This is a genomic window from Natrialba aegyptia DSM 13077 (assembly GCF_000337535.1).
Classification (GTDB): domain Archaea; phylum Halobacteriota; class Halobacteria; order Halobacteriales; family Natrialbaceae; genus Natrialba; species Natrialba aegyptia.
This window is the reverse complement of the sequence record NZ_AOIP01000016.1, coordinates 294,661-319,994: the sequence shown is the minus strand read 5'-3', so window position 1 is coordinate 319,994 and position 25,334 is coordinate 294,661. Positions and strand designations below refer to the sequence as shown.

General features: G+C 64.5%; 28 protein-coding genes. 9 read left to right on the top strand and 19 right to left on the bottom strand.

From position 1 onward, the window contains the following. Positions 1–284: 284 nt before the first annotated feature. Entirely contained in the window at positions 285–1,235 is a 951-nt protein-coding gene (locus C480_RS08210; RefSeq protein ID WP_006665145.1) for a DUF6159 family protein, read from the bottom strand. Positions 1,236–1,339: 104 nt separating this feature from the next. Between C480_RS08210 and C480_RS08205 the strand changes: the two genes are divergently transcribed. Next, a complete protein-coding gene (locus tag C480_RS08205) occupies positions 1,340–1,651 on the top strand; it encodes an ASCH domain-containing protein (protein WP_006665144.1) in 312 nt (103 codons plus the stop codon). A gap of 230 nt (positions 1,652–1,881) precedes the next feature. Here C480_RS08205 and C480_RS24515 read toward each other — a convergent pair whose 3' ends face one another. The 6 genes from C480_RS24515 to thpR all read right to left on the bottom strand — a co-directional run bounded on the left by C480_RS24515 (position 1,882) and on the right by thpR (position 5,089). Then, the gene (locus C480_RS24515) at positions 1,882–2,013 is read right to left on the bottom strand and encodes a hypothetical protein (protein ID WP_275040271.1); all 132 of its coding nucleotides are present in this window, start codon (positions 2,011–2,013) and stop codon (positions 1,882–1,884) included. Between the two features lie 96 nt (positions 2,014–2,109). Then, positions 2,110–2,775 carry a translation initiation factor IF-6 gene (locus tag C480_RS08200; protein ID WP_006665143.1) on the bottom strand — a complete coding sequence of 222 codons (666 nt, stop codon included), beginning with the start codon at positions 2,773–2,775 and terminating at the stop codon, positions 2,110–2,112. A gap of 9 nt (positions 2,776–2,784) precedes the next feature. Continuing rightward, positions 2,785–3,063 (bottom strand): 50S ribosomal protein L31e, encoded by a 279-nt coding sequence (locus C480_RS08195; protein ID WP_006110715.1) that lies wholly within the window; start codon positions 3,061–3,063, stop codon positions 2,785–2,787. Positions 3,064–3,067: 4 nt separating this feature from the next. After that, positions 3,068–3,220, bottom strand: coding sequence for a 50S ribosomal protein L39e (locus C480_RS08190; RefSeq protein ID WP_004267621.1), 153 nt, complete (start codon positions 3,218–3,220; stop codon positions 3,068–3,070). Positions 3,221–3,329: 109 nt separating this feature from the next. Beyond that, positions 3,330–4,379 carry a hypothetical protein gene (locus C480_RS08185; RefSeq protein ID WP_006665142.1) on the bottom strand — a complete coding sequence of 350 codons (1,050 nt, stop codon included), beginning with the start codon at positions 4,377–4,379 and terminating at the stop codon, positions 3,330–3,332. A gap of 149 nt (positions 4,380–4,528) precedes the next feature. Continuing rightward, on the bottom strand, positions 4,529–5,089 hold the full coding sequence (thpR, locus tag C480_RS08180) for an RNA 2',3'-cyclic phosphodiesterase (protein ID WP_049903454.1): 561 nt from the start codon (positions 5,087–5,089) through the stop codon (positions 4,529–4,531). Between the two features lie 180 nt (positions 5,090–5,269). Between thpR and C480_RS08175 the strand changes: the two genes are divergently transcribed. The 5 genes from C480_RS08175 (at position 5,270) to radA (ending at position 10,162) form a co-directional block, all read left to right on the top strand. Continuing rightward, positions 5,270–6,109: a tetratricopeptide repeat protein gene (locus C480_RS08175; protein ID WP_006665140.1), complete on the top strand. Its 840-nt coding sequence runs from the start codon at positions 5,270–5,272 to the stop codon at positions 6,107–6,109. 121 nt (positions 6,110–6,230) lie between these two features. Then, positions 6,231–6,524: a DUF424 domain-containing protein gene (locus tag C480_RS08170; protein ID WP_006665139.1), complete on the top strand. Its 294-nt coding sequence runs from the start codon at positions 6,231–6,233 to the stop codon at positions 6,522–6,524. A gap of 100 nt (positions 6,525–6,624) precedes the next feature. Next, positions 6,625–7,506 (top strand): hypothetical protein, encoded by an 882-nt coding sequence (locus C480_RS08165; protein WP_006665138.1) that lies wholly within the window; start codon positions 6,625–6,627, stop codon positions 7,504–7,506. A 290-nt stretch (positions 7,507–7,796) separates the two neighbouring features. After that, a complete protein-coding gene (locus tag C480_RS08160; RefSeq protein WP_006665137.1) occupies positions 7,797–8,999 on the top strand; it encodes an outer membrane protein assembly factor BamB family protein in 1,203 nt (400 codons plus the stop codon). A 131-nt stretch (positions 9,000–9,130) separates the two neighbouring features. Then, positions 9,131–10,162, top strand: a complete 1,032-nt coding sequence (radA, locus tag C480_RS08155; protein WP_006665136.1) for a DNA repair and recombination protein RadA — start codon at positions 9,131–9,133, stop codon at positions 10,160–10,162. A 285-nt stretch (positions 10,163–10,447) separates the two neighbouring features. Here radA and sufU read toward each other — a convergent pair whose 3' ends face one another. The 5 genes from sufU to pspAB all read right to left on the bottom strand — a co-directional run bounded on the left by sufU (position 10,448) and on the right by pspAB (position 14,304). Continuing rightward, positions 10,448–10,867, bottom strand: coding sequence for a Fe-S cluster assembly sulfur transfer protein SufU (sufU, locus tag C480_RS08150; RefSeq protein WP_006665135.1), 420 nt, complete (start codon positions 10,865–10,867; stop codon positions 10,448–10,450). Positions 10,868–10,983: 116 nt separating this feature from the next. Next, positions 10,984–11,232 carry a hypothetical protein gene (locus tag C480_RS08145; RefSeq protein ID WP_006665134.1) on the bottom strand — a complete coding sequence of 83 codons (249 nt, stop codon included), beginning with the start codon at positions 11,230–11,232 and terminating at the stop codon, positions 10,984–10,986. A gap of 103 nt (positions 11,233–11,335) precedes the next feature. After that, positions 11,336–11,980, bottom strand: a complete 645-nt coding sequence (locus C480_RS08140; RefSeq protein WP_006665133.1) for an HD domain-containing protein — start codon at positions 11,978–11,980, stop codon at positions 11,336–11,338. A gap of 183 nt (positions 11,981–12,163) precedes the next feature. After that, positions 12,164–13,408 carry an aminotransferase class V-fold PLP-dependent enzyme gene (locus tag C480_RS08135; RefSeq protein ID WP_006665132.1) on the bottom strand — a complete coding sequence of 415 codons (1,245 nt, stop codon included), beginning with the start codon at positions 13,406–13,408 and terminating at the stop codon, positions 12,164–12,166. A gap of 290 nt (positions 13,409–13,698) precedes the next feature. Beyond that, positions 13,699–14,304 carry a PspA-associated protein PspAB gene (pspAB, locus tag C480_RS08130; protein ID WP_006665131.1) on the bottom strand — a complete coding sequence of 202 codons (606 nt, stop codon included), beginning with the start codon at positions 14,302–14,304 and terminating at the stop codon, positions 13,699–13,701. Positions 14,305–14,537: 233 nt separating this feature from the next. Between pspAB and C480_RS08125 the strand changes: the two genes are divergently transcribed. Continuing rightward, on the top strand, positions 14,538–15,170 hold the full coding sequence (locus C480_RS08125) for an SWIM zinc finger family protein (protein WP_006665130.1): 633 nt from the start codon (positions 14,538–14,540) through the stop codon (positions 15,168–15,170). Between the two features lie 89 nt (positions 15,171–15,259). Beyond that, on the top strand, positions 15,260–17,098 hold the full coding sequence (locus C480_RS08120; RefSeq protein ID WP_006665129.1) for an acyl-CoA dehydrogenase family protein: 1,839 nt from the start codon (positions 15,260–15,262) through the stop codon (positions 17,096–17,098). Positions 17,099–17,127: 29 nt separating this feature from the next. Here the strand turns inward: C480_RS08120 and hjc are convergent, their stop codons facing one another. The 7 genes from hjc to C480_RS08085 form a co-directional block, all read right to left on the bottom strand. Further along, positions 17,128–17,649 (bottom strand): Holliday junction resolvase Hjc, encoded by a 522-nt coding sequence (gene hjc / locus C480_RS08115; protein WP_006110700.1) that lies wholly within the window; start codon positions 17,647–17,649, stop codon positions 17,128–17,130. Between the two features lie 57 nt (positions 17,650–17,706). Next, positions 17,707–18,537, bottom strand: a complete 831-nt coding sequence (locus tag C480_RS08110) for a CPBP family intramembrane glutamic endopeptidase (protein WP_006665128.1) — start codon at positions 18,535–18,537, stop codon at positions 17,707–17,709. A 73-nt stretch (positions 18,538–18,610) separates the two neighbouring features. Beyond that, the gene (locus C480_RS08105) at positions 18,611–19,471 is read right to left on the bottom strand and encodes a hypothetical protein (RefSeq protein ID WP_006665127.1); all 861 of its coding nucleotides are present in this window, start codon (positions 19,469–19,471) and stop codon (positions 18,611–18,613) included. Positions 19,472–19,638: 167 nt separating this feature from the next. Then, on the bottom strand, positions 19,639–20,922 hold the full coding sequence (locus tag C480_RS08100; protein WP_006665126.1) for an adenosylhomocysteinase: 1,284 nt from the start codon (positions 20,920–20,922) through the stop codon (positions 19,639–19,641). 253 nt (positions 20,923–21,175) lie between these two features. After that, complete coding sequence (locus C480_RS08095; protein WP_006665125.1) at positions 21,176–21,910, bottom strand: hypothetical protein; 735 nt, start codon at positions 21,908–21,910, stop codon at positions 21,176–21,178. Between the two features lie 160 nt (positions 21,911–22,070). Continuing rightward, entirely contained in the window at positions 22,071–23,369 is a 1,299-nt protein-coding gene (locus C480_RS08090) for an amidohydrolase (RefSeq protein WP_006665124.1), read from the bottom strand. A 463-nt stretch (positions 23,370–23,832) separates the two neighbouring features. Continuing rightward, complete coding sequence (locus C480_RS08085) at positions 23,833–24,258, bottom strand: hypothetical protein (RefSeq protein ID WP_241433803.1); 426 nt, start codon at positions 24,256–24,258, stop codon at positions 23,833–23,835. A 175-nt stretch (positions 24,259–24,433) separates the two neighbouring features. On the opposite strand from C480_RS08085, the gene C480_RS08080 reads away from it, so the two are divergent. Continuing rightward, positions 24,434–25,282: a stage II sporulation protein M gene (locus C480_RS08080; protein ID WP_241433802.1), complete on the top strand. Its 849-nt coding sequence runs from the start codon at positions 24,434–24,436 to the stop codon at positions 25,280–25,282. Positions 25,283–25,334: the final 52 nt, after the last annotated feature.

The following is a 25,334-nucleotide window of genomic DNA, read 5'->3' as shown; positions in this document are numbered from 1 at the left end:
ACCCGCCGCGTAGCCGTCGCGAACGGTGAACCGGCCGGTGACCGCAAACTGACTCATGGCTATCACTCCGGCAGGCAGTCGGAAGAATCTTCCCTTCCATAGCCATTTCCGGGTCGGCACTGGCGTCTCGATCGTCACAACGCGACCGATCGTCTCCGGGGGAGACGGACTGTGTGAGTCGGGTTCCGAGGGGGTTCCTCTGTAACACAACTGAACCGTTTGCACACTGATCGCACGGTGGCCGCGCGACCAGGTATGCACCGACTTTCAGCGGCTACTACCGTCTATATCTGGCCGGGCTTCTGATTCGGTGGCTGGTTCAGCGCACCGGTCGGTCCGGAAGACCGCGTCAGAGTATCGGGATCGATACCGTCGAACTCCGGCGGCAGCGTCCCCTCGCGTGCGTACTGGTACAGCGCCGTCTTTGCGACTCCGGTTGCGGCCTGGTAGACGACCATGAGCGCACCGAGCACCAGCAGCGTCGGTACGAGCGTGAACGTGAGAACCGACCATGGGTCGTCGAGAACGAACACCGGCAAGCCGATTCCAGCGAGTCCGGTGAGGATCATCGGCGGCAGCAGTACGAGTCCGACGCCGAGGTTGATGCCGCCAACCTGCCCCCACGTCTCGCGGAACAGGCCGACGCTTTCGCGCATCGACTCGCGAACGCTCCCGTCCTGGAAGACGATTACGGGAACGATGAAAAACGTCATCGCGAACCAGGCAAAGCCGGCAACCGATCTGATGATCTGGGCCGGGAGTCCGTCCTGACTCTCGAGCGCCCGAAAGAGCAGGCCGACCGCCGCGCCGACGACGCCCCACGCGAGAATCGTCCGGCGCGATTCCCAGGCACCTCCGAGTCCGGCCCGGATCCCCGTCGGTTCGTCCGTAAAGAGGGTCCCGACGGCGTGGACGAGCGCCGCGCTGAAAAACGTCGCAATCGACGTTGCGACGAACATGAACCCGACCGCGGCGACGACCAGCGTGACGGTTACAGCCGCATCGGCGGTTCCGGGAGAGACGTTCGTGACCTGCTCTAGGAGCGCCATCCCGTAGCCGACGCCGAAGAGCGCCGCAACGATCCCGCCGACGAGGCCGATCAACCCGACGAGCCAGGCCGTTCCGTACAACACTGGGAACGCGAGTAACCACTTCTCGCGCCGCAAGACTCCGAAGGATGCCTTCGCGATCTCGAACCCGGTTCGAAACCGGGCGAATACCGATTGGAGGACCATACGAAACGTATCGTTGGAAGACAGTATAAATATTGACTATATGAACAGCGCGGGGCGTCCGCTGCGTGCCAACCGATTTTGCCCGGGGCCGCGTACGCACGGGTATGAGCGAACTCGATCCGAGCGAGTTACTCCCCAGCGACCGACTGCAAACGCAGGTACTCGAAGGTGATGTCACCCAGATCCACCGCGGCCACCAGTACGCGTCGGCGGGCGATACGTTTACCATCGGCGAGACGACGTTCGAAGTGACCGATGTCACCGAGCGTACGCTCGGCGAGCTAACCGACGAAGACGCACGAGCGGAGGGGATGGCCGATCTCGAGGCGTATCGGCAACTGCTCTCCCGCACTCATGATGACTTCGAGTGGGACGACGACAGCGAGGTCGTCCGCCACCGATTCGAACGACAGTAGCGTTGCGATTCCGACTGCGCCCGCGAACCGGGTGTGATCGTTCTTCGACGGACCCCGAGGTGTCGACGTCTTCTCTAGCACCCGCCACTGTCTGCACGCCGAGTTCCGTTTCGTCGGTTCGAACGCTCTCATACGGACTGCTGTAAGTCATTTTTGGCGCAACCGCGCCCGTCCTGCGGTTGCGCCGGTAAATCGTTACAGCAGACCGTATCAATCAGCGCGGGCGACGGTCACCGGAGACCGCGAGCTACCGATCCGAGCAGTGCAAGCGCACCCGGAACCGCGTCGCTGAGTCCGAGTAGTTGTTCCATCGTTAGATACGCACCGAGGTTACCCGTCACTGCGAGCCACGTTACGAACACGATACAGTCACGGAAACGCTATCAGAAACGAATACGAGCCGTCCGGTTCCCAGTGTCCGGGTCCGCGTCAAACAACTCGAGCCGTGGCGTGACGGATCAGTCGAGATACCCGAGTGCATCTTCGATTCGGCCGAGTTCAGGGCCGGTCGTATCCTGGCCGACGACGTAGCCGAACTCGTTTGCCAGCAGGCCGGAGCCGACGAGGGGTGCACCGTAGTTGATCGTCCCGACGTCGGCGCGGACGTCGAGAACGTCCTCCAAGACGTCGAGTTCTTCGTCGGTCGCCTTGGGGTGACAGAGGACGCCGTCGTTCGTCGCGACGGCGGCGGTGCCGACGGTTCGGACGCCCGCGAGATCGCCGCGTTCGACGGGTACATCGAGCGTGTCCGTGACGATCTGAATTGCCTCCCGGGGCAGGTCCGGATGGACGTAGGCCCCGTAGTCGTTCGCGAGGACGACGTTCCCGGCGGCGTTGATACTGCCCGGCAGTTCGGCCACGGGAACGTCGACTTCCTCGGCGAGCGTCTCGCGTTCGTACTCGAGGACGCGAGAGCTGACGAGCAGGCCGTTTTCGTTACCCGTCGCTAATGCGCCGACCGTCGAGGAGCCGCCGACGGTCGTTTCGATTGCGGGCACCTCGAGTTCGTCGGTCAGGTCGGCGACGGCGTCGTCGTCGATGTCGGGACGAACGAGCACGCACGAGTCGGTCGCGCGGGCGAAGACGCCGACGTAGGCCGACCCGGCGAAGGCGAGGCGTTGCAAGTGTAGTGGTTAGTCGGCGACCTCGGCTTCGACGACGGCGTCACCCTCTTCGTCGAAACGGGCCGCGCGGACGCGAAGTTTTCGTGGCGGGTTCGAGCGCCCGTTCGACCAGACTGCCTCGTTGATCGAGGGGTCCAGTCGGATGGCGTCCCCGTCGACCGCAAAGTGTTTCGCGAGGTGGTCACGGACGAGTCGCATGGCGAGATCCGCGGCCTCGTGGTTGGCTCCCTTCTTGACGTCCCGCAGCGGGACGGTTACGACGCGTTCTTCGAAATCACTTGCACTCATTGTGTTACTCGTCAGTGTCGTTACGCCGCCAGTTGCGTCGTTTCGGGTTCCGCTGGACTTCCATGTCAGTCTTCATCATGACCCAGGCCGGAACGCGGCTGTTCTGGTTCTCGAGTTTGGCAAGTCGCTTTTTCTTGCCCTTCGACTTCTTACCCATAGTAGCCGGACGTAGCCCGTGCTGGCTTAAAATCTTGTCCATCTTTCGGGACCGGTCGAAAAACGGAGGTCCGTGGACGGTACGAGTTCACCTCATCGTCTCTCCGCTCTCACGCTCGCCGTCGCTCCCGAATCCGTTCTAGGTACCGCGTCGCCACCGCGAGCGTCGCCTCGCTCATCCTCGTCGTGTACTCGAATCGGTCGACGCCTTCGTAGCCGTCGTGACGGGTGAACTCGTCGTGATCGTAGCAGCCGGTGCCGTGAAAGCGCGTTCCGCCGCCGAGTTCGTCCGGGCCGGCGTAGGCGGTCGCCATCGGCGTCACGCGAAGTGCTTGGTCGTCCCCGCCGGTCTGAACTCGAGCCGCGGCTCCGAGGTCGTGGTCACAGTCCGTTCCACCGACCGCCTCGACGAGTTCCGGCGGGAGCAACGTGTGAAAGACCTCGTGAATGGCGATGTTCCGGCTGATGGCTCGCGAGTCCCAGACTTCGGTCGCCCCGACGTTGGCGACGGTCTGTGCGCCGTCCGCGGCGGCGCCGTCGGAACCCGTTGCACCGACCAGATCGTTCGGCGACATCGTCCCGCCGTAGCCGACCCGGTAGTTGAGCGGGGACCAGCAAAACAGCACGTGACAGGCCGGCCCGCCGAGTTCACCCCGGTCCCGAAGCCGGTCGCGAAAGACGTCGAGGACGGTCGACAGCGAGGGAAGGACGAGTTCGGATGGTCGCGGCGTCGCGAGCGGGGGAAACCGGACGGATGGGCCGCGCTCGACGCGAATGTCGAAATCGGCGTCGATGCGGTCGGAGTTGGAGACGGCGTAGGTTTGGAGCTGTGCCATGGCGTCTTCGATCGCAGCGAAACACTCCCGAAAGGGGACCGGCCAGTCGCGTCGCAGGCCCGAAATCCCGTATCGGATCCAGACGGTCGGCGGAATGGGCCCCGGAGAGACACGTATCCGGAGCGTCTCGGTGTCGGCCGCATCGCCACCTCCGCTCGTACCGACGATCGAAACTGCGCCGACGCCGCCGACCGCGGCGATGAACTCGCGGCGGCTGACCGAGGCGGTTCGCCCGATGCGAGAGCGACGCTTGCCGGTCGCGGTGGTGCGGTCAGGGTGGTCGGGGTGGTCGGGACCGTGATCCGCCGTGGACGAGTTCCCCATCGACCGGTCCGGCTACGGGATCGGTCCCTATCACTCCCGGTGCTGTATCGTTCGGCTATCGTGCCGTATGCGGGCGCTACAGTGGCTGTAGGCGACCGATAGCGCACTCACAACGACGCATACTGGCGGCCACAGCCGGGTGGAGTCGGTCACTCGTCGAGCGGGAACCGCGCCACCGTCGAGTACACCGGCCCCTCCTCGGTGAGCGTGCTCTCGGTCAACCGAACCTCCTCGACGCGCGTCTCGCCGACCGTCGGCTCCCGCTCGCGGACGAGTTCTTGCACTAACTCTTTCCCACCTGCGTGCTCCATCCGCGCGAGCGTCACGTGCGGCGTGAACTCGTGCGATTCCGCCTCGAATCCCATCTCCGTCGTTCGCTCCTCGATGGCCTCGTGGAGCGCAGTAAGTTCCTCGCCGCCGGTTTCGGTGCCGAACCAGACCACGCTGATGTACTCGAGACTCGGGAAGACGCCCAGGCCGCCGTAGCGAACCGTGAAGGGGTCGACGCCGGCGTCGGCGACCGCAGCCTCGAGTTCGGATTCGAGGTCGGGCACCCGCTCGCCGTCGACGTCGCCGAGGAATTTCAGCGTCACGTGGGCCTGCTCGGGGTCGGTGACAGTGAGGCCGCTCGCGTCGCTGAACTCGTCCTGGAGATCGGCGACCGGTTCCGCGAGGTCGTCGGGCAGGTCGACGCTGACGAAGAGACGCATACGTGTGCACTCGCGGCCGCGGTACTCAACGGTAACGGACGATCCGTCGAACGATGGCTCGTTTCGGGGCCGCAAGGTCGTGAAGTCGGCGGACGAACGGTGGTTCCGAACCGCAGCTGCGTGCACGGCGTCGGTAGCCGGGTCGCAGCCCTTAACAGTCCGCGACGCCAAATTCTGGTAATGACTGACCGAGAGGGCGATGGAGACGAGCCCCGCGACCACCGTTTCTCCGAAGGCGAGGGGTTCGACGACCCCTACGACGAGTTCGATCTCGATCCGCCGGAACTGGATATCGACCCCTCGAAGGTCGACCCGGTGGACTCTCGGGTCGTCACCGATACGCTCGATAGCCAGCAGATCGCGAGCGACGATGTCGACGCCAGCGAGTTGCTCGATGTCGGGCTGAACTACATGCAGATCAACCGCTACGAGCAGGCGACCGACGCCTTCGAGCGGACCGCCCGCTTCGCCGACGACGAGCGACTCGAACAGGAAGCCTGGGTCAACAAGGGCGTCGCCCACGCCGAACTCGAGGAGTGGGACGCGGCGATCGGTGCCCACCGCGAGGCGCTCGACATCGACGACCAGAGCGAACACGCCGCGACGGCCGAGACGAATCTCGCCTACGCCCTCTGGGAGTTCGGCGAGACGGCCCAGGCCTTAGAGCACGCCGAACGCGCCATCGAGATAGACGAGCGCTTCGCCGAGGGCTGGTTCAACCGCGCGTTCTTCCTCTCGGAGCGCGGCCTGGCCGAAGAAGCCCTGCAGTGTATCGACAACGCGATCCGACTCGGCCTGCGAAACGCCAAGGTCTTAGAAGAGAAAGCCGAGATTCTCGAAGAACTCGGCGAGTACGACGAGGCCGAGGAAATCGCGGAGGAGGCAAACGAGATGCGCGAGCAGGCCGAACAGGAGATCATGGAAGACCGCCGGGAGATGGAAGGCCAGCCGACCGGTGTGGACGACCTCAGCGACCCGGGTCGCGAAGCCGACCGCGATCGCGAGTGGGAACTCGAGTGACGACGGTGACCCGGTGTTCCGGTGACCCGAGGGACGAACGAACTCCAGCGCCCGTGACCGGACACCCATAAACACAAATACGGTCACGACTCCACAGTACGTACGAGATGCGGATACGATCATGCGCGTGACTGAACGACAGACTCCGGAAGGACTGCTCGTCGCCGTGTGCGACAGCGACATCCTCGGCGAAACGTTCGAAGCCGAGGACCTCTCCCTGACGGTCACCGACGAGTTCTACGGCGGCGACGAAGTCGACGAGGAGACGGTCATCGATAGCCTCGCGCGGGCGGATGTGGCCAATATCGTCGGCACCCGTGCTGTTTCCCTCGCGATCGAGGAGGGGTTTGTTGACGAGGCGAACGTCCTCGATGTCGGGGAGACGCGCCATGCGCAGTTGCTGCGGATGTACTGAGTGTACTGCGTGTACTGCGGAATCGCCGTCGTGAGCCCGATATAGTACCGGCAATTACCGGCGGGAAAACGTTTTTGTAATTTCATACAATGGGTGAAATATGGAACTCACGAAGCTTCCGATCCTCGCGCAGGTACACAACCCCGAATACACCGGTGAGAATCGCTGTATCCCCTGTACTGCCGTCAATCTCGTTATCGCAGGTGTCCTGACCGTTGCGGTTGCGATCGTATCACCCATCGCTGCGGTCGCCGTGTTCGTTCTCTCCGTTGCTGCCATCGGCCTCCGCGGGTACCTCGTTCCGGGAACGCCGGCACTGACGAAGCGATACTTTCCCGACTGGCTCCTCGCGAAGTTCGACAAGGCACCCGAACCGGGCGGTTCGACGCTCGAAACCGATGCCGCCGAAACGGGGGCCGATACCACTCGCTCTCAAGCAGCCGGCGAACCGATCGAACCCGAACGGTGGTTCCTCGAACACGAACTCGTCGTTCCGTGCACGCGAGCGGCGGACGATGGCGAGCAAGAGCAGGAAGACCTCTGTCTTGCGGACGACCTCGAGGCGACCTGGCAGGGGGCGATCGACGAGATTCGGGACGGCGAGCGAGCGAGCCAGGTTGCGGCGTTTCTCGAAACGGAGCCGGCGTCGGTATCGATCGACCACCCCGACGACGCAACGTCGCCGGTTCGTGCTCGCGTGGAGGACAGGGTCGCCGCCCAGTGGGAGTCAGACGCTGCTCTCGTCGCCGATCTCGCGAGTTCACGCGCGCTCTCGGAGGAGGTTCCGGAGTGGGAGCAACTGTCACTCGAGCAACGGAGTCAGTTGGCGAACGGACTCCGGGCGTTCGTCGAGCAGTGTCCGGGCTGTGACGGGACGATTTCGCTCGATGAGGAGACCGTCGAATCCTGCTGTCGGTCGTATCAGGTCTACGCAATTACCTGTAACGAGTGTGATGCGCGGATTCTCGAAGTGAGACAGTAGAGACCGACGACCGGCGCGGACTGTGAGACGTATCGGTACCAGCATCTTCGATTCGCAGGCCGTTCCACATTCTGTAGACACTGCGCCTATCGAGTCGCCTTACCAGTAGCGGATACGGCAGGCGATCAGTCGTCATCTAACGGGGGATCACGATCGCGAACGGTGCCGTATTCCGGTTCCGCTCTCAGCTGCCGGGTTCTGCTTGTCGTTCTCTCGTCGTTCCAGCGGCGGCGTTAGTCTGCGACACCGGGCCGCATGCATTATCCCGGCTCGCTCAGTAGTCACTGGCAGTGACTTCGTGGACACAGTTCGAGGGAGATCATCGCCACGCCGGCGTTCGACGCGACGTGACCGATCCACGCTGGGTTACAGTGGCCTGGACGGCCGATCTCGTCGGCCACGTCGGCTCACCGGTTCTCGACCGCGACACCGTCTTCGTGGGCACACGCCGTGGCAACTGCTACGCGTTCGACCGCGAGACGGGACATCGGCGCTGGGTTTTCGAGACGACCGCGGCAACCGAGCCGGCGCCGATCGTCACTCGCGAACACCTCTATCTCGGCACCGACGATGGCACGATCTACGCCCTCGACCCAGCAACGGGAGAGCAACACTGGGCGACGACAGTACCCGCACAACTCACGGCTGCACCCGTCTATTCGGGCGAAACCGGCGATCTCTCCGTTGGTCACGAGGACGGCCTCACCGCTCTCGACGGTACCTCCGGACGGGAACGCTGGACCACCGAAACCGAGACAGCTGTGACGGGTTCGCCCGCAATCGCCGACGACGGGGAGTTGGAACGCGACCGGCAAATACAGGACCTGGGACTGGACCAACTCGACCGAAATAACGCAGATACCAGCCCGCTGCCCTCGGAACGAGAACGACGTTCCTGGGATGGCCCCCGGCTCTACGCTGCCACTGAGGGCGGCACGGTCGAGTGTCTCGAGGCACGAACTGGGACCGAACTCTGGTCTGCCCCCACGAACGGCGACGTTCCCGCCGGGCCCACGATAGCCGGCGGACGCGTCTACGTCGCCGACGACGGCGGCACCCTCCTCGCGTTGAACGCCGACACCGGCCAGACCTGGTTCACTTATTCCATCTCCGACGAGTTCACCTCCGGCGTCACGGTACTCACACAGGATGAGGCAACGATCGTCGGCGCTGCCGACGGCTACGCCCACGTCACCGATACGACCGTCGGCCGGCGAAAGCGTCGCGGCTGGCTGTTCTCGAAAAAGGGCGTCGCGCTGGACGGCACCGTCAGTGCGAGCCCCGTCGTCGCCGGAACCATCCTCTGTGTCGGGGATACGACCGGCTCGCTCTACGGTATCGACCTCGCCGACGACTGGAGCCACCGGTGGCACACCCAACTCGAGGGGGCGATCACGAACACGCCCGCACTCGCCGAACAGCGCCTCTACGTCGCCAGCGGCGACCGTCTCACCTGCTTCGAGTGGTCACCCGCCGACGCGTCGACAAGTTGATCGTCTCGTTCTCGCCGCCTTCACTCTTTAACCTCTAGTCTCATCGTTGCCTACCCCGCCGCTTGCCCTCACTTTCACTTTCACTTCCCTGTTAACGAGGGTTTATGGGGTCGCCGGGACAACGACGGAGTATGGCAGACGCAGACCTCGAGGAACTCCCCGGCGTTGGACCGGCAACCGCAGACAAACTCCACGACGCGGGCTTTGACTCCTTCCAGAGCCTCGCCGTCGCCGCCCCCGCTGAACTCTCGAACACCGCCGATGTCGGTGACTCCACCGCGGCCGATATCGTCAATGCCGCCCGCGACGCCGCCGACGTCGGCGGCTTCGAAACCGGCTCGACGGTGCTCGAACGACGGAACAAAATCGGCAAACTGAGCTGGCAGGTCGACGAGGTCGACGACCTCCTCGGCGGCGGCATCGAAACCCAGTCGATCACCGAAGTCTACGGCGAGTTCGGTGCGGGGAAATCCCAGGTCACCCACCAGATGGCCGTCAACGTCCAGCTTCCCAAGGAGGTCGGCGGCCTCCACGGTGCTGCGATGTTCGTCGACTCGGAGGACACGTTCCGCCCCGAGCGCATCGACGACATGGTCCGCGGTCTCTCGGACGACGTTATCAACGCGACGCTCGAAGACCGTGACATCGAAGGCTCGGCCGCCGACGAGGCCGCCGTCGACGAACTCGTCGAGGACATCCTCGACAAGATTCACGTCGCGAAGGCGTTCAACTCCAACCACCAGATGCTGCTGGCCGAGAAGGCAAAGGAACTGGCCAGCGAGCACGAAGAGGCCGAGTACCCGATTCGCCTCCTCTGTGTCGACTCGCTGACCGCCCACTTCCGCGCCGAGTACGTCGGCCGCGGTGAACTCGCAGAGCGCCAGCAGAAACTCAACAAGCACCTCCACGACCTGGATAAGGTCGGCAACCTCTACAACGCGGCCGTCATCGTGACGAACCAGGTTGCCTCGAACCCGGACTCGTTCTTCGGCGACCCGACGCAGCCGATCGGCGGCAACATCCTCGGCCACAAGTCGACCTTCCGGATGTACCTCCGCAAGTCCAAGGGCGACAAGCGGATCGTCCGCCTGGTCGACGCGCCGAACCTCGCCGACGGCGAGGCGGTCATGCGTGTCCAAGACGGCGGGCTGAAAGCAGAGTAACTACTGTACCGCCGTTTCGGCCATCTCTCTCATTGCAGTCGTTTCGCGCGTTGTGCATTCGTGCTTCGGTATCCCCAGCGGCGAGTGACTGCCGTTCGGCCACCACCGTCCGAAATCACCGATTGAGCGCACTCGCTACACAACACTTCCAACTCGGGATCACGCGGCAGGGTCTGGTGAACCGAACCCGAACTCTCGAGTTCTTACGGTTCGAATCGAAATCGAAACGGCGGTAGAACGAGTGTGGCGGTCAGTCCGAAATTCGCAATCCGCAATCCTCAGTTCTTAGTCCTCGGTCGTCGTCTTCTCCACGTCGAGTTCACCCTGGTAGATTTCGGCACCGTCCTGGGCGACTTTCTCCGCGAGGACGGCACATTTGACGCGCATCGGCGAGATATCGACGCCGAGCATGTCGATGATGTCGTCACGGTCCATCTCGAGGAGTTCGTCGACGGTTTTGCCGTGGAGTTCACCCGAGAGCATGCTCGCGGAGGCCTGGCTGATGGCACAGCCGTCGCCGGAGAAGGCGACTCGCTCGATGGTTTCCTCGTCGTCATCGAGTTTGACATCCATACGAATCTCGTCGCCGCACATCGGGTTCTCGCCGACGTGGGTAAACGTTGGATCCTCGAGTTCCCCGTAGTTGCGGGGATTCTTGTAGTGGTCGAGGATCTGCTGTCGGTACATATCCGAACCCAGTCCCATCGGTGTGTACGGATATGCCAGTGCCCTGTAAAAGGGTTCCGGGGCGACGCTCGCCGGACGAGACCGGCGGTCGCGCGCCGGAAAACGGTTGCATGTTGGCGGTCGATATCACGCCGTTACGTCGATCCCTGGTCGATCGGCGGGTTGCGATAACAGGCATCGACGATGGCGACGATGCCGACGAGAGCGGCGACGGCCAGTGGCTGCGTCACCGGCGCGTTCGTGACGGTCGCGACGACCAGTGCAACCGCGAATGCGATCGGAATGATTCCGAGGACGAAATCGTACCGATCGGCCGCGGCGAGACCGTCGACCAGGGCATCGAACGGATCGCGTTGCGGACTCCCGATACGTTTCTCGTACATTGGTTCTCACCTCGGCACCGGTACGTACCGGCCTGAGAATCAAAAACGCTGTGCCAGTTCTAGAATAGTGCCTGACAGGTCCGTGAACGACCGGCCGATCACGCTACCGCTCGCCGGCGACTTCCGCATCGAACTGCGCGATGAACTCGCGGACGAACGCCGCGCGCGCCGCGGCGAGTTCGCGGCCGGCGTCGGTGTACATGCGCGCCGGCAGGTCGAGGATCTTCTTGTGGAGGTGGTTGTACTGACTCGTCCCGGCGGCCGTCTCATCGTCGGCCACCGGGAGGGCCGGATCGTACATCGGCGAGTCGATCGCGATGCCGTGGGCGAAGACGCGGCCGATGCCGACCGCCCCGAGCGCATCGAGGTTGTCCGCGTCGGAGACGAGTTCGGCTTCGACCGTTTCGGGGTCGACATCGTTCGAGTATCGATGGGCGCGGATGCAGTGTTTGACCCGCGACACCGTCTCGTCGGTCGCGCTGAACTCGCGGAGGATCTCGCCCGCTTCCCGTGCGCCCCAGGTCGCGTGGTCGTCGATCTCGCCGCGGTCTTCGCGTTCGCGGCCGATGTCGTGGAGGAGGACGGCGAGGGAGACGACGCGTTCGTCGACCGTCTCCGGCTCGGGGTGGCGTTCGACGAGCGTTTCCGCGAGTTCCTCGACGCGCTGGACGTGGTGCCAGTCGTGGGCCGGCGGCGCGTCCTCGAAGTACGGTTTGGCGCGATTACGGACGGTCTCGAGTTCTATCATGTCGGTCGCGTTTTCGGGGGACTCCGATAAGCGCTCCGCTGCTGGATGCTGATCGGTCGTGCTCGGATCGGTGGCAGAGCCAACCCGCGCAATCGCCAGCGTATTGACTCGTTGAGGACGGCGTATTCGATAGACGGTGACTCTCACCAACAGAACCGGACGGTTCGGTGGGAGCAGTGTTCGTCAGGCGAACAGCTGCCGGGCGTCGTCCAACGCGGTGACCAGTTTGTCGATCTCCTCGCGGGTGTTGTAGATGTAGAACGAGGCGCGAGCCGAGGCGGCGACGCCGAGTTTGTCGTGGAGCGGCTGGGTGCAGTGGTCGCCCGCCCGGATCGCGACGGCGTAGTCGTTCATGATCGAGGCGAGGTCGTGGGCGTGGACGTCGTCGAGGTTGAAGGCGACGAGGCCGCCTCGGTCCGGTCCGGGCTCGGGGCCGTAAATTTCGATGTCGTCGAATTCGGCGAGTCGCTCGTAGGCGTACTCCGCGAGGGCTTCCTCGTGGGCCCGGATGCGGTCCATGCCGATCTCCTCGACGTAGTCGATGGCGGCGGCGAGCGCGATTCCCTGCGCGATGAGTGGGGTGCCGGCCTCGAACTTCCAGGGGAGGTCGTTCCACTTTGCATCCTCGAAGGTCACCTTCTTGATCATGTCGCCGCCGTAGAGGTACGGCTCCATCTCGGCAAGCAGGTGCTCCTTGCCGTAGAGGACGCCGATACCGGTCGGACCGCACATCTTGTGTCCGGAGAACGCGTAGAAGTCCGCACCGATATCCTCGACGTCGACCGGCCGGGTGGGAACGGCCTGCGCGCCGTCGATGAACGCGAGCGCGTCGTGCTCGTGGGCGATGTCGACGAGTTCGGAGACGGGGTTGACGGTGCCGAGCGTGTTCGAGACGTGGACCGCCGAGAGCATCGCGGTGTCGTCGGTGATCAGTTCGCGGGCGTGCTCCGCGTCCAGACGGCCATCCTCTTGCACCCGGATGTACTTCACGTCGGCTCCGGTTCGCTTGCCGATCTGTTGCCAGGTGACCAGCGAGGCGTGGTGTTCCATCTCCGTGAGGACGATCTCGTCTTCGGGGCCGAGTTCGTTCAGTCCCCACGAGTACGCGACGAGGTTCTCCGCCTCAGTCGTGTTCTTGGTGAAGACGATCTCCTCGCGGCCGTCCGCGTTGATGAACTCGGCCACGCGGTCGTGGGCCTCCTCGTAGGCGATCGAGGCCTCCTGGCTCAGGTGGTGGATCCCGCGGTGGACGTTCGCGTTGTACCGCCGGTAGTAGTCGCTGATCGCGTCGACGACCGGGTCCGGCGTCTGGGTCGTCGCCGCGTTGTCGAGGTAGACGACCTGCTGGCCGTCGAACTCGCGCTGGAGGATCGGGAACTCCTCGCGGATAGCCGCGACGTCGAGCGCCTCGAGATGCTGGTGACTCATTGCTCTCTAGGAAGTCTTCGATGTAAAACACTCCTTCGGTCCGCGATAGGGAACCGGTCACGAGAGACGGCTCGATGAGTCACTACTGACTATCGAGTCAGGCGTCAGGTATCGAAGGGGATGGAAAGGAAGTGGTATGCGGCAGGCGACGAACTGTGTATGGCGCAGTTCGGATGTGAAGTGGTGTGGTGGGGATGATGTGGCAAGCCTGCCGTATCATTTCGTATGGGCTTGTGTGACAAGTGCGTGATGCCAAATATATTTGGTGCGACCTCGTTCAACACGTTCGCCTACTCCCAGGGGTGGGTTCCCTGCTGGCTCGGCCAGAGCGGATACCAGTATTCCTTCTCGCCTTCGATCTCTAATTCGCCGTCCAGCGTCGACTCGAGTTTGAACTCGGTACTCGAATCGCGCTCTCGGCCGGCGCGTGGAGCGAACGGATAGTACGCGCCGCGACGGAACGAGTAGATCCAGTACGCCGGCCCGTCGCTGTTTTCGTACGCGAACACGGCTGCGAGCAGGCGAGACCCGTAGTCGCGTTCGATGAACGTGTCCGCCGCGAAGTGCATACTCGTGATCAGATCCTCCGGATCGGTGTCTCTGAGCACGACCCAGTGATAGCCGTGGTCGTCGTCCGTGACGGTGAACTCGGTGCCGGTGTCTTTCTGGCCGGCCTCGAGAATGGACTCGACCTCCGCGACGGTGTCGCGAAAGCTTCGCGAGTCGACGCCGGAGAAACAGAGCGCGCCGACGTCGAGCGACCGGTAGCCCAACTCCGCTTCCATCGTCAGGTAGGCGGTGCTCATCCCGAAGAGGTCTTCGGGGTCGGCGTCGCGTCTGGCGTCGGTCTCGGCGCGCAATCCGAGGGCGGCACGGAGTCCGTCCAGCAGTCCCATATCGAGGAGAACGGTGCCATCCTCTTAGAACTCACCTATTGTGCGCCGCCGGTCGATGCTCGCGCCGCCCGGTTGTCAGTTATGACCGCGGAGAGTCGCGAATACTATCACGAACCTCGATGGTCAGCCGCGTTCGAAAGTCAGCAATTCGAACGAACACACCCGTTATAGGCCTCGAGCCCCTACACTCGTTGAATAGCAACCCGACCATCAGCACCACTCTCGACGCACCCATGAAAACAACAGCGTCACCGAAAGCGACACTTCCAGCACCGTCCACCGACACGCTCGAGCAGCGCTCGCGCCGCGCACGAACCGAGCCGATGTCCGTCCTCCCGCTCGGGGACGGCCTCTACGAGGTCGAATCCGCCAGCGATCACACCTACCTCGTCGATCTCACCGGCGGTCGATGCACCTGTCCCGATCACGTCTTCCGCGGCGTCCGCTGTAAGCACATCCGCCGCGTTGCGATCGAGATTACGGACGGGCGCACCCCGCCGCCGGGTGAACTCGCCGTCCAGTGTCACGACTGCGAAACCGCGGTCTTCGTCGACGAAGACGACGCCGACGGCAGTCCGGTTTACTGCGATGACCACGCGATCTGGCCGGGTGACACGGTCGTCGACCGCGAAACGGGCGACCGGCTCACCGTCGTCGACGTTTCCGACCGACGCGCCGACGCCGTTCGGATCGAGACGACCGGCCGCACCGTCGCCGAGTACGGGACGAACGAGACGTACGACCCGGACGTCCCCGTCGTCGGCGCGATCTATCCACACGCGAGCGTGAAGGCGAACGGCGTCGTCCCCGCCTCGCTACAGGTGTACGTCTTCCCGCGAACACGCCTCGAGAAGCGATCCCAGTAGCGAGCGAACCCCGTCTAGCGCAAACGCGACGAAACGCACACCCCGTTTTGTTACGCCCATTTTATTGAGTCACGGTAACAATTGCGAGTATGGACACGGGGATCGACTACGCCGAGTTCAGCGACGGGCGGGGCGTCAACTACTGGACCCTCGACCGAACGCTCAGACGCGAAGTGCGGCGGGTCTATACCGACGACGAGTTCACCTGGGCCGAGTCCCGTCTCGCCGACTTCGGCGAGACCGTCGGGCACACCATCGCAGCCAACGCCGACGACATCGACGATCACGGACCCGAACTCGAGCCCTACGACAGGGACGGCGAGGTACAGAACCTGGTCCGCTACCCGGAACGCCAGTACGAGAACGAGCGGCTGGCCTACGAGCGGGGGATCGTCGCGGACGCGTTCGAAGCGCCGCCGGGGCGCGACGAGCCGATGGGACTGGCGCACAACCTCGCCATGCAGTGCCTGCTTAGCTACGCCGATCCGGGATTCGACTGCCCGGTCGCGATGACCGCCGGTGCCGCGCTCGTCCTCGAGAAGTTCGGCGGCGACGAGCACGCGCCGTTCTACGAGGCGCTGACGAGCCGCGAGTACGACGGTCTGGTCGAGGGGGCGATGTTCCTCACCGAGAAACAGGGCGGCAGCGACGTCGGCGCGAACGAAACCCGCGCCGAGTGGGACGATGAAGCGGATTGCTGGCGACTCTTCGGCGAGAAGTGGTTCTGTTCGAATATCGACGCCGAGGGGACGCTCGCGCTCGCCCGAACCGCGGACGCACCCGACGGAACCGCCGGACTCTCGATGTTTCTCGTTCCCCACGCCGACCCCGATCGTTCGGGTCAGAACGGCCCGCTGACCAAGGGACAGCGGCTCGAGGACGGCCCGCTCTCTTCCGAGGCGGTCAACGATCAGCTCTACCGGCGGCTGAAGGACAAACTCGGCACCATCTCGGTGCCGACCGGCGAGGTCGAGTTCACCGGCGCAAAGGCGTTCCTCGTCGGAGAGTCGGAGAACGGCTTCCGGCAGATGGCCGAGATGCTCAATCTCGAGCGCCTGTCGAACGCGGCGGCTTCTTGCGGAATCATTGGCCGGGTGCTGCTGGAGAGCAAGATCTACGCCGCGAACCGCGAGGCCTTCGGCGAGACGATCGATCAGTACCCGCTGATGCGGGCTGATCTCGTCGACATGGCCGTCACCCACGAGGCCGCGACGACCTACGTCTTCGAGGCGGCACGGTTGCTTTCCGAACGCGAGCGTGCCGAGCGCGCCGGTGAGACAGCCGACGACGCCTATCGGCTCATGCGGCTGTTGATCCCCATCGCCAAGGCCCGAACCGCTCGGATGGCCGTCGAGACGGCTTCCTACGGGATGGAGATCCACGGCGGCAACGGCTACGTGAACGATTTCGTCACCAACCGCCTGCTTCGGGACGCGCAGGTCCTGCCGATCTGGGAGGGCACCGAGAACGTCCTCTCGCTCGACGTGCTCCGGGCGCTCTCCCGCGAGGAGGCCCACGAACCGCTCCAGGCGGCGATCGAGGCGCGACTCGAAACCGTCTCGCACCCGGCGCTCGCGGACACCGCGGCGACAGTCGAGGACGAGTACCACGACCTGCTAACCGCGCTCGCGACGCTCGCCGGCGCGGACGACGAGTACGCACAACTGTCGGCCAAACGGCTGGCGCACTACGTGTTCGACGTCTTCACGGCGGCGCTGTTGCTCGAGAGCGCCCAGCGAGAACTCGACGACGGAAACGGCCGGCTGGCGCTCGTCGCCCGGCGGTTCGTCGCGACCGAACTCGCGGACCGGGAGGCGCGCGGTATCACGAGCGGCGATCGATTCGCCCTCGAGGCGTTCGATCCCATCGTTCGCTACGAACCGATCGATCCCGACCGAGTACGCGAAATCGCGGCGGAATCGGACTAGCAGCGTTGAGAGTTGGATGTTGACGCACTCTACTCGAGCGCGTCTGCTGCCTCCTCGACTCCCATCACGCCCTGCTCGACCGCGTTGAGTACCCGAAGCACGTCCTCGTCCGGCCCGTCGTCTTCCGCCGCGCCGACCTCGTCGAGGGTCACCTTCTCGGACGCGCCGACGAACTCGGCGAAGTCGGTGCCCTCGGCCAGCGCTGTCTCTTTTTTGACCCGATAGTTCCCGCCGTCGGTGACGTGGAGGTCCGCGGGGTGGAAGAAGTACCAGTCCTCGCGGTCGAATCGAACCCCGATGCGGGGCTTCGCGCCGAAATTCTGGGCGAAGTAGATCAGCGCCTCGACCTCTTCCCCGGTGAGATAGATCGGATCTCCTGAACTCGACTTGGCCTCGATCGCGTAGAACTGTTCGCTATCGCCGGCGAGTACGTCGGGAAGTTCGCGTTCCGTCGCCGAGCCGCTTGCGGGCGCACGCATCACCGCGAAGCCGGCCTCGTCGAGTTCGTTGACGAGTTCGCGTTCGCGGCGGTCGCCCTTCGCCTGAGACATACGGAAGGATCACCGGCGGGAGCTAATAAACGGGGCGGGACCGCGGTCGGCGACGGCCTACAGCGGCAGGAGTGCCAGGCCGGTTTCGAGCGACACAGCCGTCGCGGTCTCGAGTTCGTCGGGGGCGTACCGCAGCACGAGATAGAGGATGCCGAACTGGATCGCGTTGAACGCGGCGTGGGCCGCGATCGGGACGAAGAGGTTGTCGGTCTTCGCGTAGAGGGTGCCGAAGATGAGCGCGCCGCCGAAGACGACGGCGAGCGAGACGGCGATCGCGCCGGGCGGGGCGAAGGTGCCGTCGTCCATGGCGATGGCGTACGAGGGAATGTGAAGCACCGCGAAGATGAGGCTCGTCGCCACGACCGCGCCCATGCGGCTGAACGCGGCGTACAGGCGCTTTTGAATGACGTTCCGGAACAGGAACTCTTCGGCGGGGGCGTTAAAGAGGAAGACGATGACGATCATGAGCAGGACCATGGTCGGATCGTCCCCGACCAGCGTGATGACTTGATTCTCGGACGAGGGCAGTTCGAGGACCGTCGCGACCGTGTTGACGACCATGACGAACGCGATACTGGCGACGATGCCGAGGCCGATGTAGCTCCAGCCGCGCCGCGTCGGCACCTCGAGATCCAGCCATCCCCAGCCGCGGTCCGTCCACCAGAGGTAGGCCCCGCCGACGAGGACGAAGCCGGCGAAGTTCAGGGTGAGAAAGACGAACGTCGCGAGGTTGGATGCGCCACCCGGGTTGGTGAGCAACGTCGAGTCGAGAAGCGCGGCCGGAAGCGACGTGAACTGCGAGGCGACCAGTCCGAGCACCGCCAGCCCGATGCCGACGAGCGTCGACCGAACCGGGCCATCCGTCCGCTGTCGTGTGGACGTTTCCATGTCCGGACGTTTGCGGGCTGCCCTCTTGGGCGTTCCTCTCTCCTGTCCGCCACACCGGTCGCGATCGCAGTTTTCACAACCCCACTCCCAGCGCCCCAGGAATTGGCACGGAACCGCCACCATAGACCGCGCTACAGACGCCGAGAACGCCGCCCAGAAGCACACCGCGAGTCACCCACGGCTCCCACCGTTCGCGCCAGGTATTCACGCGAACGGTCCGGACGTGTTTCTCCTGTTTAATTCCCGCCTCGGACCGATACGTGAGCACGACCGGCAGCCGGTATCGCCCGGGCGTCGCACTCGCTCGCGTATTGAACTCGAGGATGTAGGCGGGATCATCGCGGCTGTTGCCGTCGAGCGGCTTCTGTCGGAGTTCTCGATCGTCGGTCGCCGTTCCGTGCTGAAACAGCGTCGAGGGAGAGGCCACCGTTTCGGGTGCAGTTTCGTCGTCGGCCGCGGTCACGTTCGCCTCGCCGCTCGATGCCCCGTTCGCTGGTCCCGCGGTCTCGCTCGAATCGACGCGGTTTCGACGCACCGTTCCCGGATCGGTCAGATCGAGCACGTCGTCGTGGTCGTGAAAGACGCTGATCGTTTCCTCGGCGACGGAGTCACAGCCCGAGACGAAGACGCCGAGTTCGATTCGCTCGCCGGGGTCGATCCGCGGGCGTTTGAGAAACACGTCGAGGTCGATGTCGTCGAGGGAGCCGGTGCCCTCGACGTAGATGCTGACCTCCAGGTGGCCGTCCGAGTCGATGTGCGAGCGTTTGAGCAGCGGCCCGATCGAGTACGACCGCGGATCCGTTGGCGGTTCTTCCCCGCTGCGTTCCTTCTTTCCCTCCGTGCGACTGCCGTCGCTTTTCCCCGCGTTCTCGTCAGCGGTCGCTTCGGCGGAATCGGTCGGTCTTTCGTCGGACGCTGACGGCGTCTCTGGCATTCGATAGGTGATTCTCACACCCGACCCAGTTCAGGGTGATGGCCGTTCCGCTCGAACGACTTCGCGAGAGTCAACAGAGGGAGTACGAACACCGGAACGCCCGAGCATCCGGACCCAGCACGCCCGATCCGAAGGCCCGCGTTCCGAACGAACGCGTTGTGTGGCAGTTACGTTCCCTGGTCCCAGCTGTCCATGTACTCGCGCTGGGTGTCCGTCAGCGAGTCGAACTCGACGCCCTCGGCCTCGAGTTTGATCTCGGCGATTTCCGTATCGAGTTCGTCTGGTACGTCGTGGACGCCGGCGTCGTAGTCGTCGCCGTTGTCGACGAGTTCGCGGACGCAGGCGGCCTGGACGCCGAAGGACTGGTCCATAACTTCGACGGGGTGGCCGAGCGAAATGGGGGCGGCGAGGTTGACGAGGCGACCCTTGGCGATGACGTTCAGCCGGCGGCCGTCTGCCATCTCGTAGGCGTCGACGCCGTCGCGGGCTTCGTAGTGGTCGACGGAGCGCTCGGCGAGCGCGTCGAGGTCGATCTCGATGTCGAAGTGGCCGGCGTTAGCGAGCAGGACGCCGTCTTGCATCTTCTCGAAGTGCTCGTCGACGATGACGTCGCGGTTGCCGGTCGTCGTGAGGAAGACGTCGCCGACCTCGGCGGCCTCGGCCATCGGCATGACCTCGTAGCCCTCCATGTGGGCTTCGAGGGCGCGCCGGGGCTCGACTTCGGTGACGATGACGTTCGCGTTCTGGCCCGATGCTTTCTTCGCGACGCCCTTGCCGCAGTAGCCGTAGCCGGCGACGACGACGTTCTTGCCGGCCCACGAGAGGTTCGTGGTCATGGCGATGGAGGCGAGGGAGGATTCGCCGGTGCCGTGGACGTTGTCGAACAGGCGCTTCATGGGCGTGTCGTTGACCGCGAACACCGGGTACTCGAGTGCACCGTCCTCGTCCATCGCGCGCAGGCGGTGGACGCCCGTGGTCGTCTCCTCGGCCCCGCCGATGATGGTCTCGATCAGTTCGGGATAGTCCTCGTGGATGGCGGCGACGAGGTCCATTCCGTCGTCGACGGTGATCGTCGGCTTGTGGTCGATGACGGCCTCGATGGCGGCGTAGTACCCATCGTCGTCGACGCCGCGTTTCGCGTAGCTCGTGATGTTGTCGTGGCTGTCCAAGGCCGCGCTGACATCGTCGTGCGTCGAGAGCGGGTTGCAGCCCGTAATGGCCACCTCCGCGCCGCCTTCGGCGAGCGTTTCGACCAGCATCGCCGTCTTCGCCTCGACGTGCATCGCCATCCCGATCCGCTCGCCCTCGAACGGACGGTCCGCGGTGAACTCGTCGCGGACGTGTTCGAGAATGGGCATGTGTTGGGCGGCCCAGTCCATCTTCCGACGCCCCTCCTCGCGAGCGTCGGCGACGTCGTCCAGCTGTTCGCTGATCCGCTGGTAGTCACTCATACATCGAGTGAGTGCGACGGGGGCCAAAACGCTACCGAAGGCAACCAGTCAAAACGAGCGCTGCCTGCGAATATCGATCAAGTCCAGGCCGGCGGACGTCGGCGGTGTGCCAGCGGCGTGGACGGCCGGTGGCGATGACCGCCGCGGTCGAGACCGGCATCGGCGACGGGAACGAGCGATGTGGTGGGTGGTGCCTCTGGATGGGAGAGCCGTCGTCCGATGGCGGATGTGGTATTGCGTACGGTCGGTGTCGTTAGCGGTTGTTACCGTTCGCTCCGGCGTGTGATGGCGGACCGCCGCCGTTGGATTCGTCTTCGGTGTCGTCGTCGCCGTTCTGCACCTCGTCGACCGTCTCTGCGCCTTCGTCGTCGAGTTCGGCCGTCGAATTCTCACTATCGTCATCGCCGCCCGGTCCGGCGTGAGCCGGCGGGCCCTGCCGGTCGGTTGCGTCGCCGTCATTGCCCGGACCCGCGTGTGCGGGCGGTCCGGCGTGATCGGGCGCGTTACCCGGGTTGTTCTCGACGACGAAGTTGGCCACCGCGAGGCCGAACGGCCCGTCGGTTTCGTTCTTGTTGTCCGCGACGAACTGCGAGACGAGTTCGCCGAAGGGGGTCTCGTTCTCGGCGGCGGCTCCGTCGATCGTCTCGGTCGTTTCGACCGTCGCATTGTCGACCGTCGCGTCGAACGCGAGTTCAACCGACTCGTTTCCGTCCGGGGGCGAAAGAGTGAACTCGCCGTCGACGCCGGTGTAGGTGCCGGCGTCCGCGTACGTTTCGTTGTCATCGACTGCGGTGACGGTCAGGTTCATCTCGTCGACGACGGTGTCGTTTTCCGTGACGGTAACGGCCACCGTCTCGTCCTGTGCAACGTCGATTTCGAGCGCCGATTCGTCGGTTGATTCGTCCGCGGCGACCGCGCCGGGAAAGGCGGCCACGGAGAGGACGACCAGTGCAGCGATTGCGATTGCAACGTGGTTGTGGCGACTCATTGCAAGTCACGATAGTTCGAGTTTTGTGAATAAAGCCCGCCGGCGGTTCGGGGGCGTTCGGTCGGTTTTCGAATCAGCGAGACCGTCCAAAAGACGAGTATACTGTTTATTGGTGTCTCTGAGCGTTCGGATTTCGTTCACGCCGAGACGGTTGGTCGCCTCACTCCGCGACGCGATCAACCAGTGCCGCGGCGCGTTCGCTCGCCCGGTCGCACACTGCACGCTCGTCGAGCGTCTGCACCTCGCGGTCGCGCATGAGCACCTGCCCGTCGCAGATCGTGTGTTTCACGTCGGCCGCCGCGGCCGCGTACGCGAGGTGGCTCACGAGGTCGTGGGGCGGCGTCAGATGCGGCGCGTCGAGGTCGATCACGGCGAGATCGGCGGCCGCGCCCGGCTCCAGTCGGCCGGTATCGAGACCGATCGCGTCGGCGGTGCCGTGCGTGAGGAACTCGGCGACGGCCTCGGCGGGAACCGCGCTCGCGTCGCCCGTCTCGAGTTTGCCGACCATGGCCGCATCGCGCGCCTCGTCGAGCAAGGAGAGGTCGTTGTTCGAGGCCGCGCCGTCGGTGCCGAGGCCGACCGTGACGCCCGCGTCGAGCAGCCGTTGAACCGGAGCCATGCCGCTCGCCAGTTTCATGTTCGAACCCGGACAGTGGATGACGCCGGTCCCCGCCTCGGCGAGCAGTTCGATCTCGCTTTCGTCGACGTGGACGCCGTGTGCGACGAAGTCCTCGGGTTCGAGCATCCCTTTCTCGGCCGCGTACGCGAGCGGTCGCACCCCGCGTTCCTCGACGATCGGCGCGACCTCGTCTGTCGTCTCGTTTGCGTGGTAGTGGATCGGCACCCCGATCTCGCGAGCCTTCGGAACGAACTCGTCTAAGTATTCCTCGCCGACCGTCGTCAGCGAGTGGGGCATGAAGGCCGTCGAAATGCGTCCGTCCGCCGCGCCGTCGAGTTCACGAGCGACGTCGATGCTCGTCTGGGCGTCCTCGCGGGCGGCCGCCTCGTCGGCTGCGACGGTGACGACGCCGTGGCCGAGGCGGGCGCGAAGCCCCGCCGTGTCGACCGCAGCCGCGATTTCGGGGACTTCGAAGTACATGTCCGCGAACGCGGTGGTGCCGGACTTGATCATCTCGAGCAGTCCGAGTTCGGCGCCGGCGCGGATGTCCTCGGGCGTCAGTTCGCCCTCGGCGGGCCAGATGTCCTCCTGGAGCCAGGTGTCGAGCGGCTTGTCGTCGGCATGGCCACGGAGGAGAGTCATCGCGACGTGGGAGTGGCCGTTGACGAAGCCGGGCGTGACGAGCGCGTTCGAGGCGTCGAGGATCGTCTCGCCGGTACCGGCGAGGTCGTCGCCGAGTTCGAGGATCGTCCCCTCGTCTTGATCGACGAGGACGTCCGCGCGGGAAATCGTGCCGTCCGGGCGAAGGAGTTGTCCGCCGGTAATCGCGAGTGTCGCCATACGCATCGTTTCGCGGTCGGCCGTGTTAGCGTAACGGTTACGAGTGCGCCGCCGCGGTAGTGGCCAGTCGCGTTTGGTCCCGCCGCTTGTGCCCCTTCATTTCCACTGGAACTGGTGTTCCCGTTCGAGAGCACCGCCGGTCCACTCCCGCCGTATTTGAGTGCGAACTCGAGGCGGGTTCCTCTCGTGGTCCTCTCCGTCTCAGCAGTCTCCACGGTGGGCCCTGATCTGCTCGCTGGCTTCGCTCGCCCCTTGGAGGTCGCCTGTCTCGGCCCAGATCTCGACTCCGCTCACTAGTGATCGGTACAGTGAACTCGCGAATCTGTCGGCGGGAGTGCTCTGTCACACCACTTTCTACTCCCACGGCAGCCACTGCCCCTCTCATACGGTCTGCTGTGACGATTTACCGGCGCAACCGCGCCCGTCCTGCGGTTGCGCCGGAAATGACTTACAGCAGTCCGTATTAGTTAGTACCCTGATTAATCCGCCATCCGCGTCCCTTCTTGGCCCACGCCACGTAGGCGACGGCGTACAGCGTGTTCGCCAGTATCCCACCGATGAAGGCGTGCGGAAGGAACGTAAGCCGTATCGGAACGACTACGAGTAGTAGGACCACCGCACAGCAATACAGGAGGATGACGCCCATCCGGCCATCGGCTCCGATCTCTCGGAACCACTGACCGACGGACGCTGCGAGCCGCGTGTTGGCTCCCGGGCCGAGTACGAAGAGAACCGCGACGAATCCGACAGCGATTGCTCGCCACGATAACGGCTGGTGAAACGGCACGTTCACGAGGAGTAGCACGACTCCAACCCCGATCATGCTGATATCCGTCCGCGTCGGGGGCCGGTCCGGGAACCACATCGACGGCCCAACTCGACCGCTCATATAATGCTGTTCCACCGAGTTGTCAATGTTTCTTCTGATTTTCGATCGCACACGCCGACGCCTCGCGGGGAACCACCACCGAAACCAACGATCCGCACCGCTCGTGACGGCCCCCGCGGTCGGACGCCCGGACACAGTCGGCGGATTTATCCCCGATTTCCGTGACGGTACTGCTATGACCGACGGCCCCACCGCCAGTCCGACCGCGCAGCGAAATTGGACGGTGCTCGTTCTCGGACTCGCGCTCGCTTCGTTCCTGTCGGCCGCGATAACGGCCGGGACGCAACCTGATAGCAGCCCCGTCATCGGCGCGACCGCGCTCGGGTTCGGCTTCGTGGCCCTCACCGTCGTCTCGCGGACCGCCGTCCCTGGACTGTTCGACGCCCTGAGCGCCGCGTGGGACGAACACCGCCGCGCCACCTGGGCGGCGACCGGCCTCTTCGCGTTCGGCGTCCTCCTCGGTATCGCCCTCCTGCTCGCCGGCGTCAACTTACTCGACTTGCTCGCCGAACTGCTTCAGGAAGGGCTCGCCCCCGACTCCGGGCCGGGGAGCGAACAGGGCCAACTCGAACTCGATCTCACAGCCTCCTTTTTCATCCAGAACAACTCCGTGCCGTTCCTCCTGGCCATCGGCGGCGCGCTCTCGCTCGGCCTGCTCACCGCCTTCATCATGGTCGCCAACGGCATTATCGTCGGTAACGTCGGCGCCGCCGTCGGCGAACTCGTCGGGGTTGAGTTCATCGTCGCGGGATTGGTCCCCCACGGCATTTTTGAACTCCCGGCGCTGTTCATCGCCGCCGGCGTCGGCTTTCGACTCGTGACTCGGTTCGGCGAGCGCGTCCTCGGGTCCCGCGAGGCGTTTCTCACCAGGCCGTATCTCGCTCGGACCGCCGCGCTCGTCGGGTTCGCCTGGCTCTTGCTGGTCCTCGCCGCCGTCGTCGAAGCCTACGTGACGCCGGCGCTGCTCGAGATGTTGTTTGCGGAGCAAGTCCAGCAGCCGGGCCCCGTCCCGACGACGCCGTGACCGGTTCGGCCAGCGAAACCCGCCTCGATGAAAAGACAGTTGCCCGCCGATA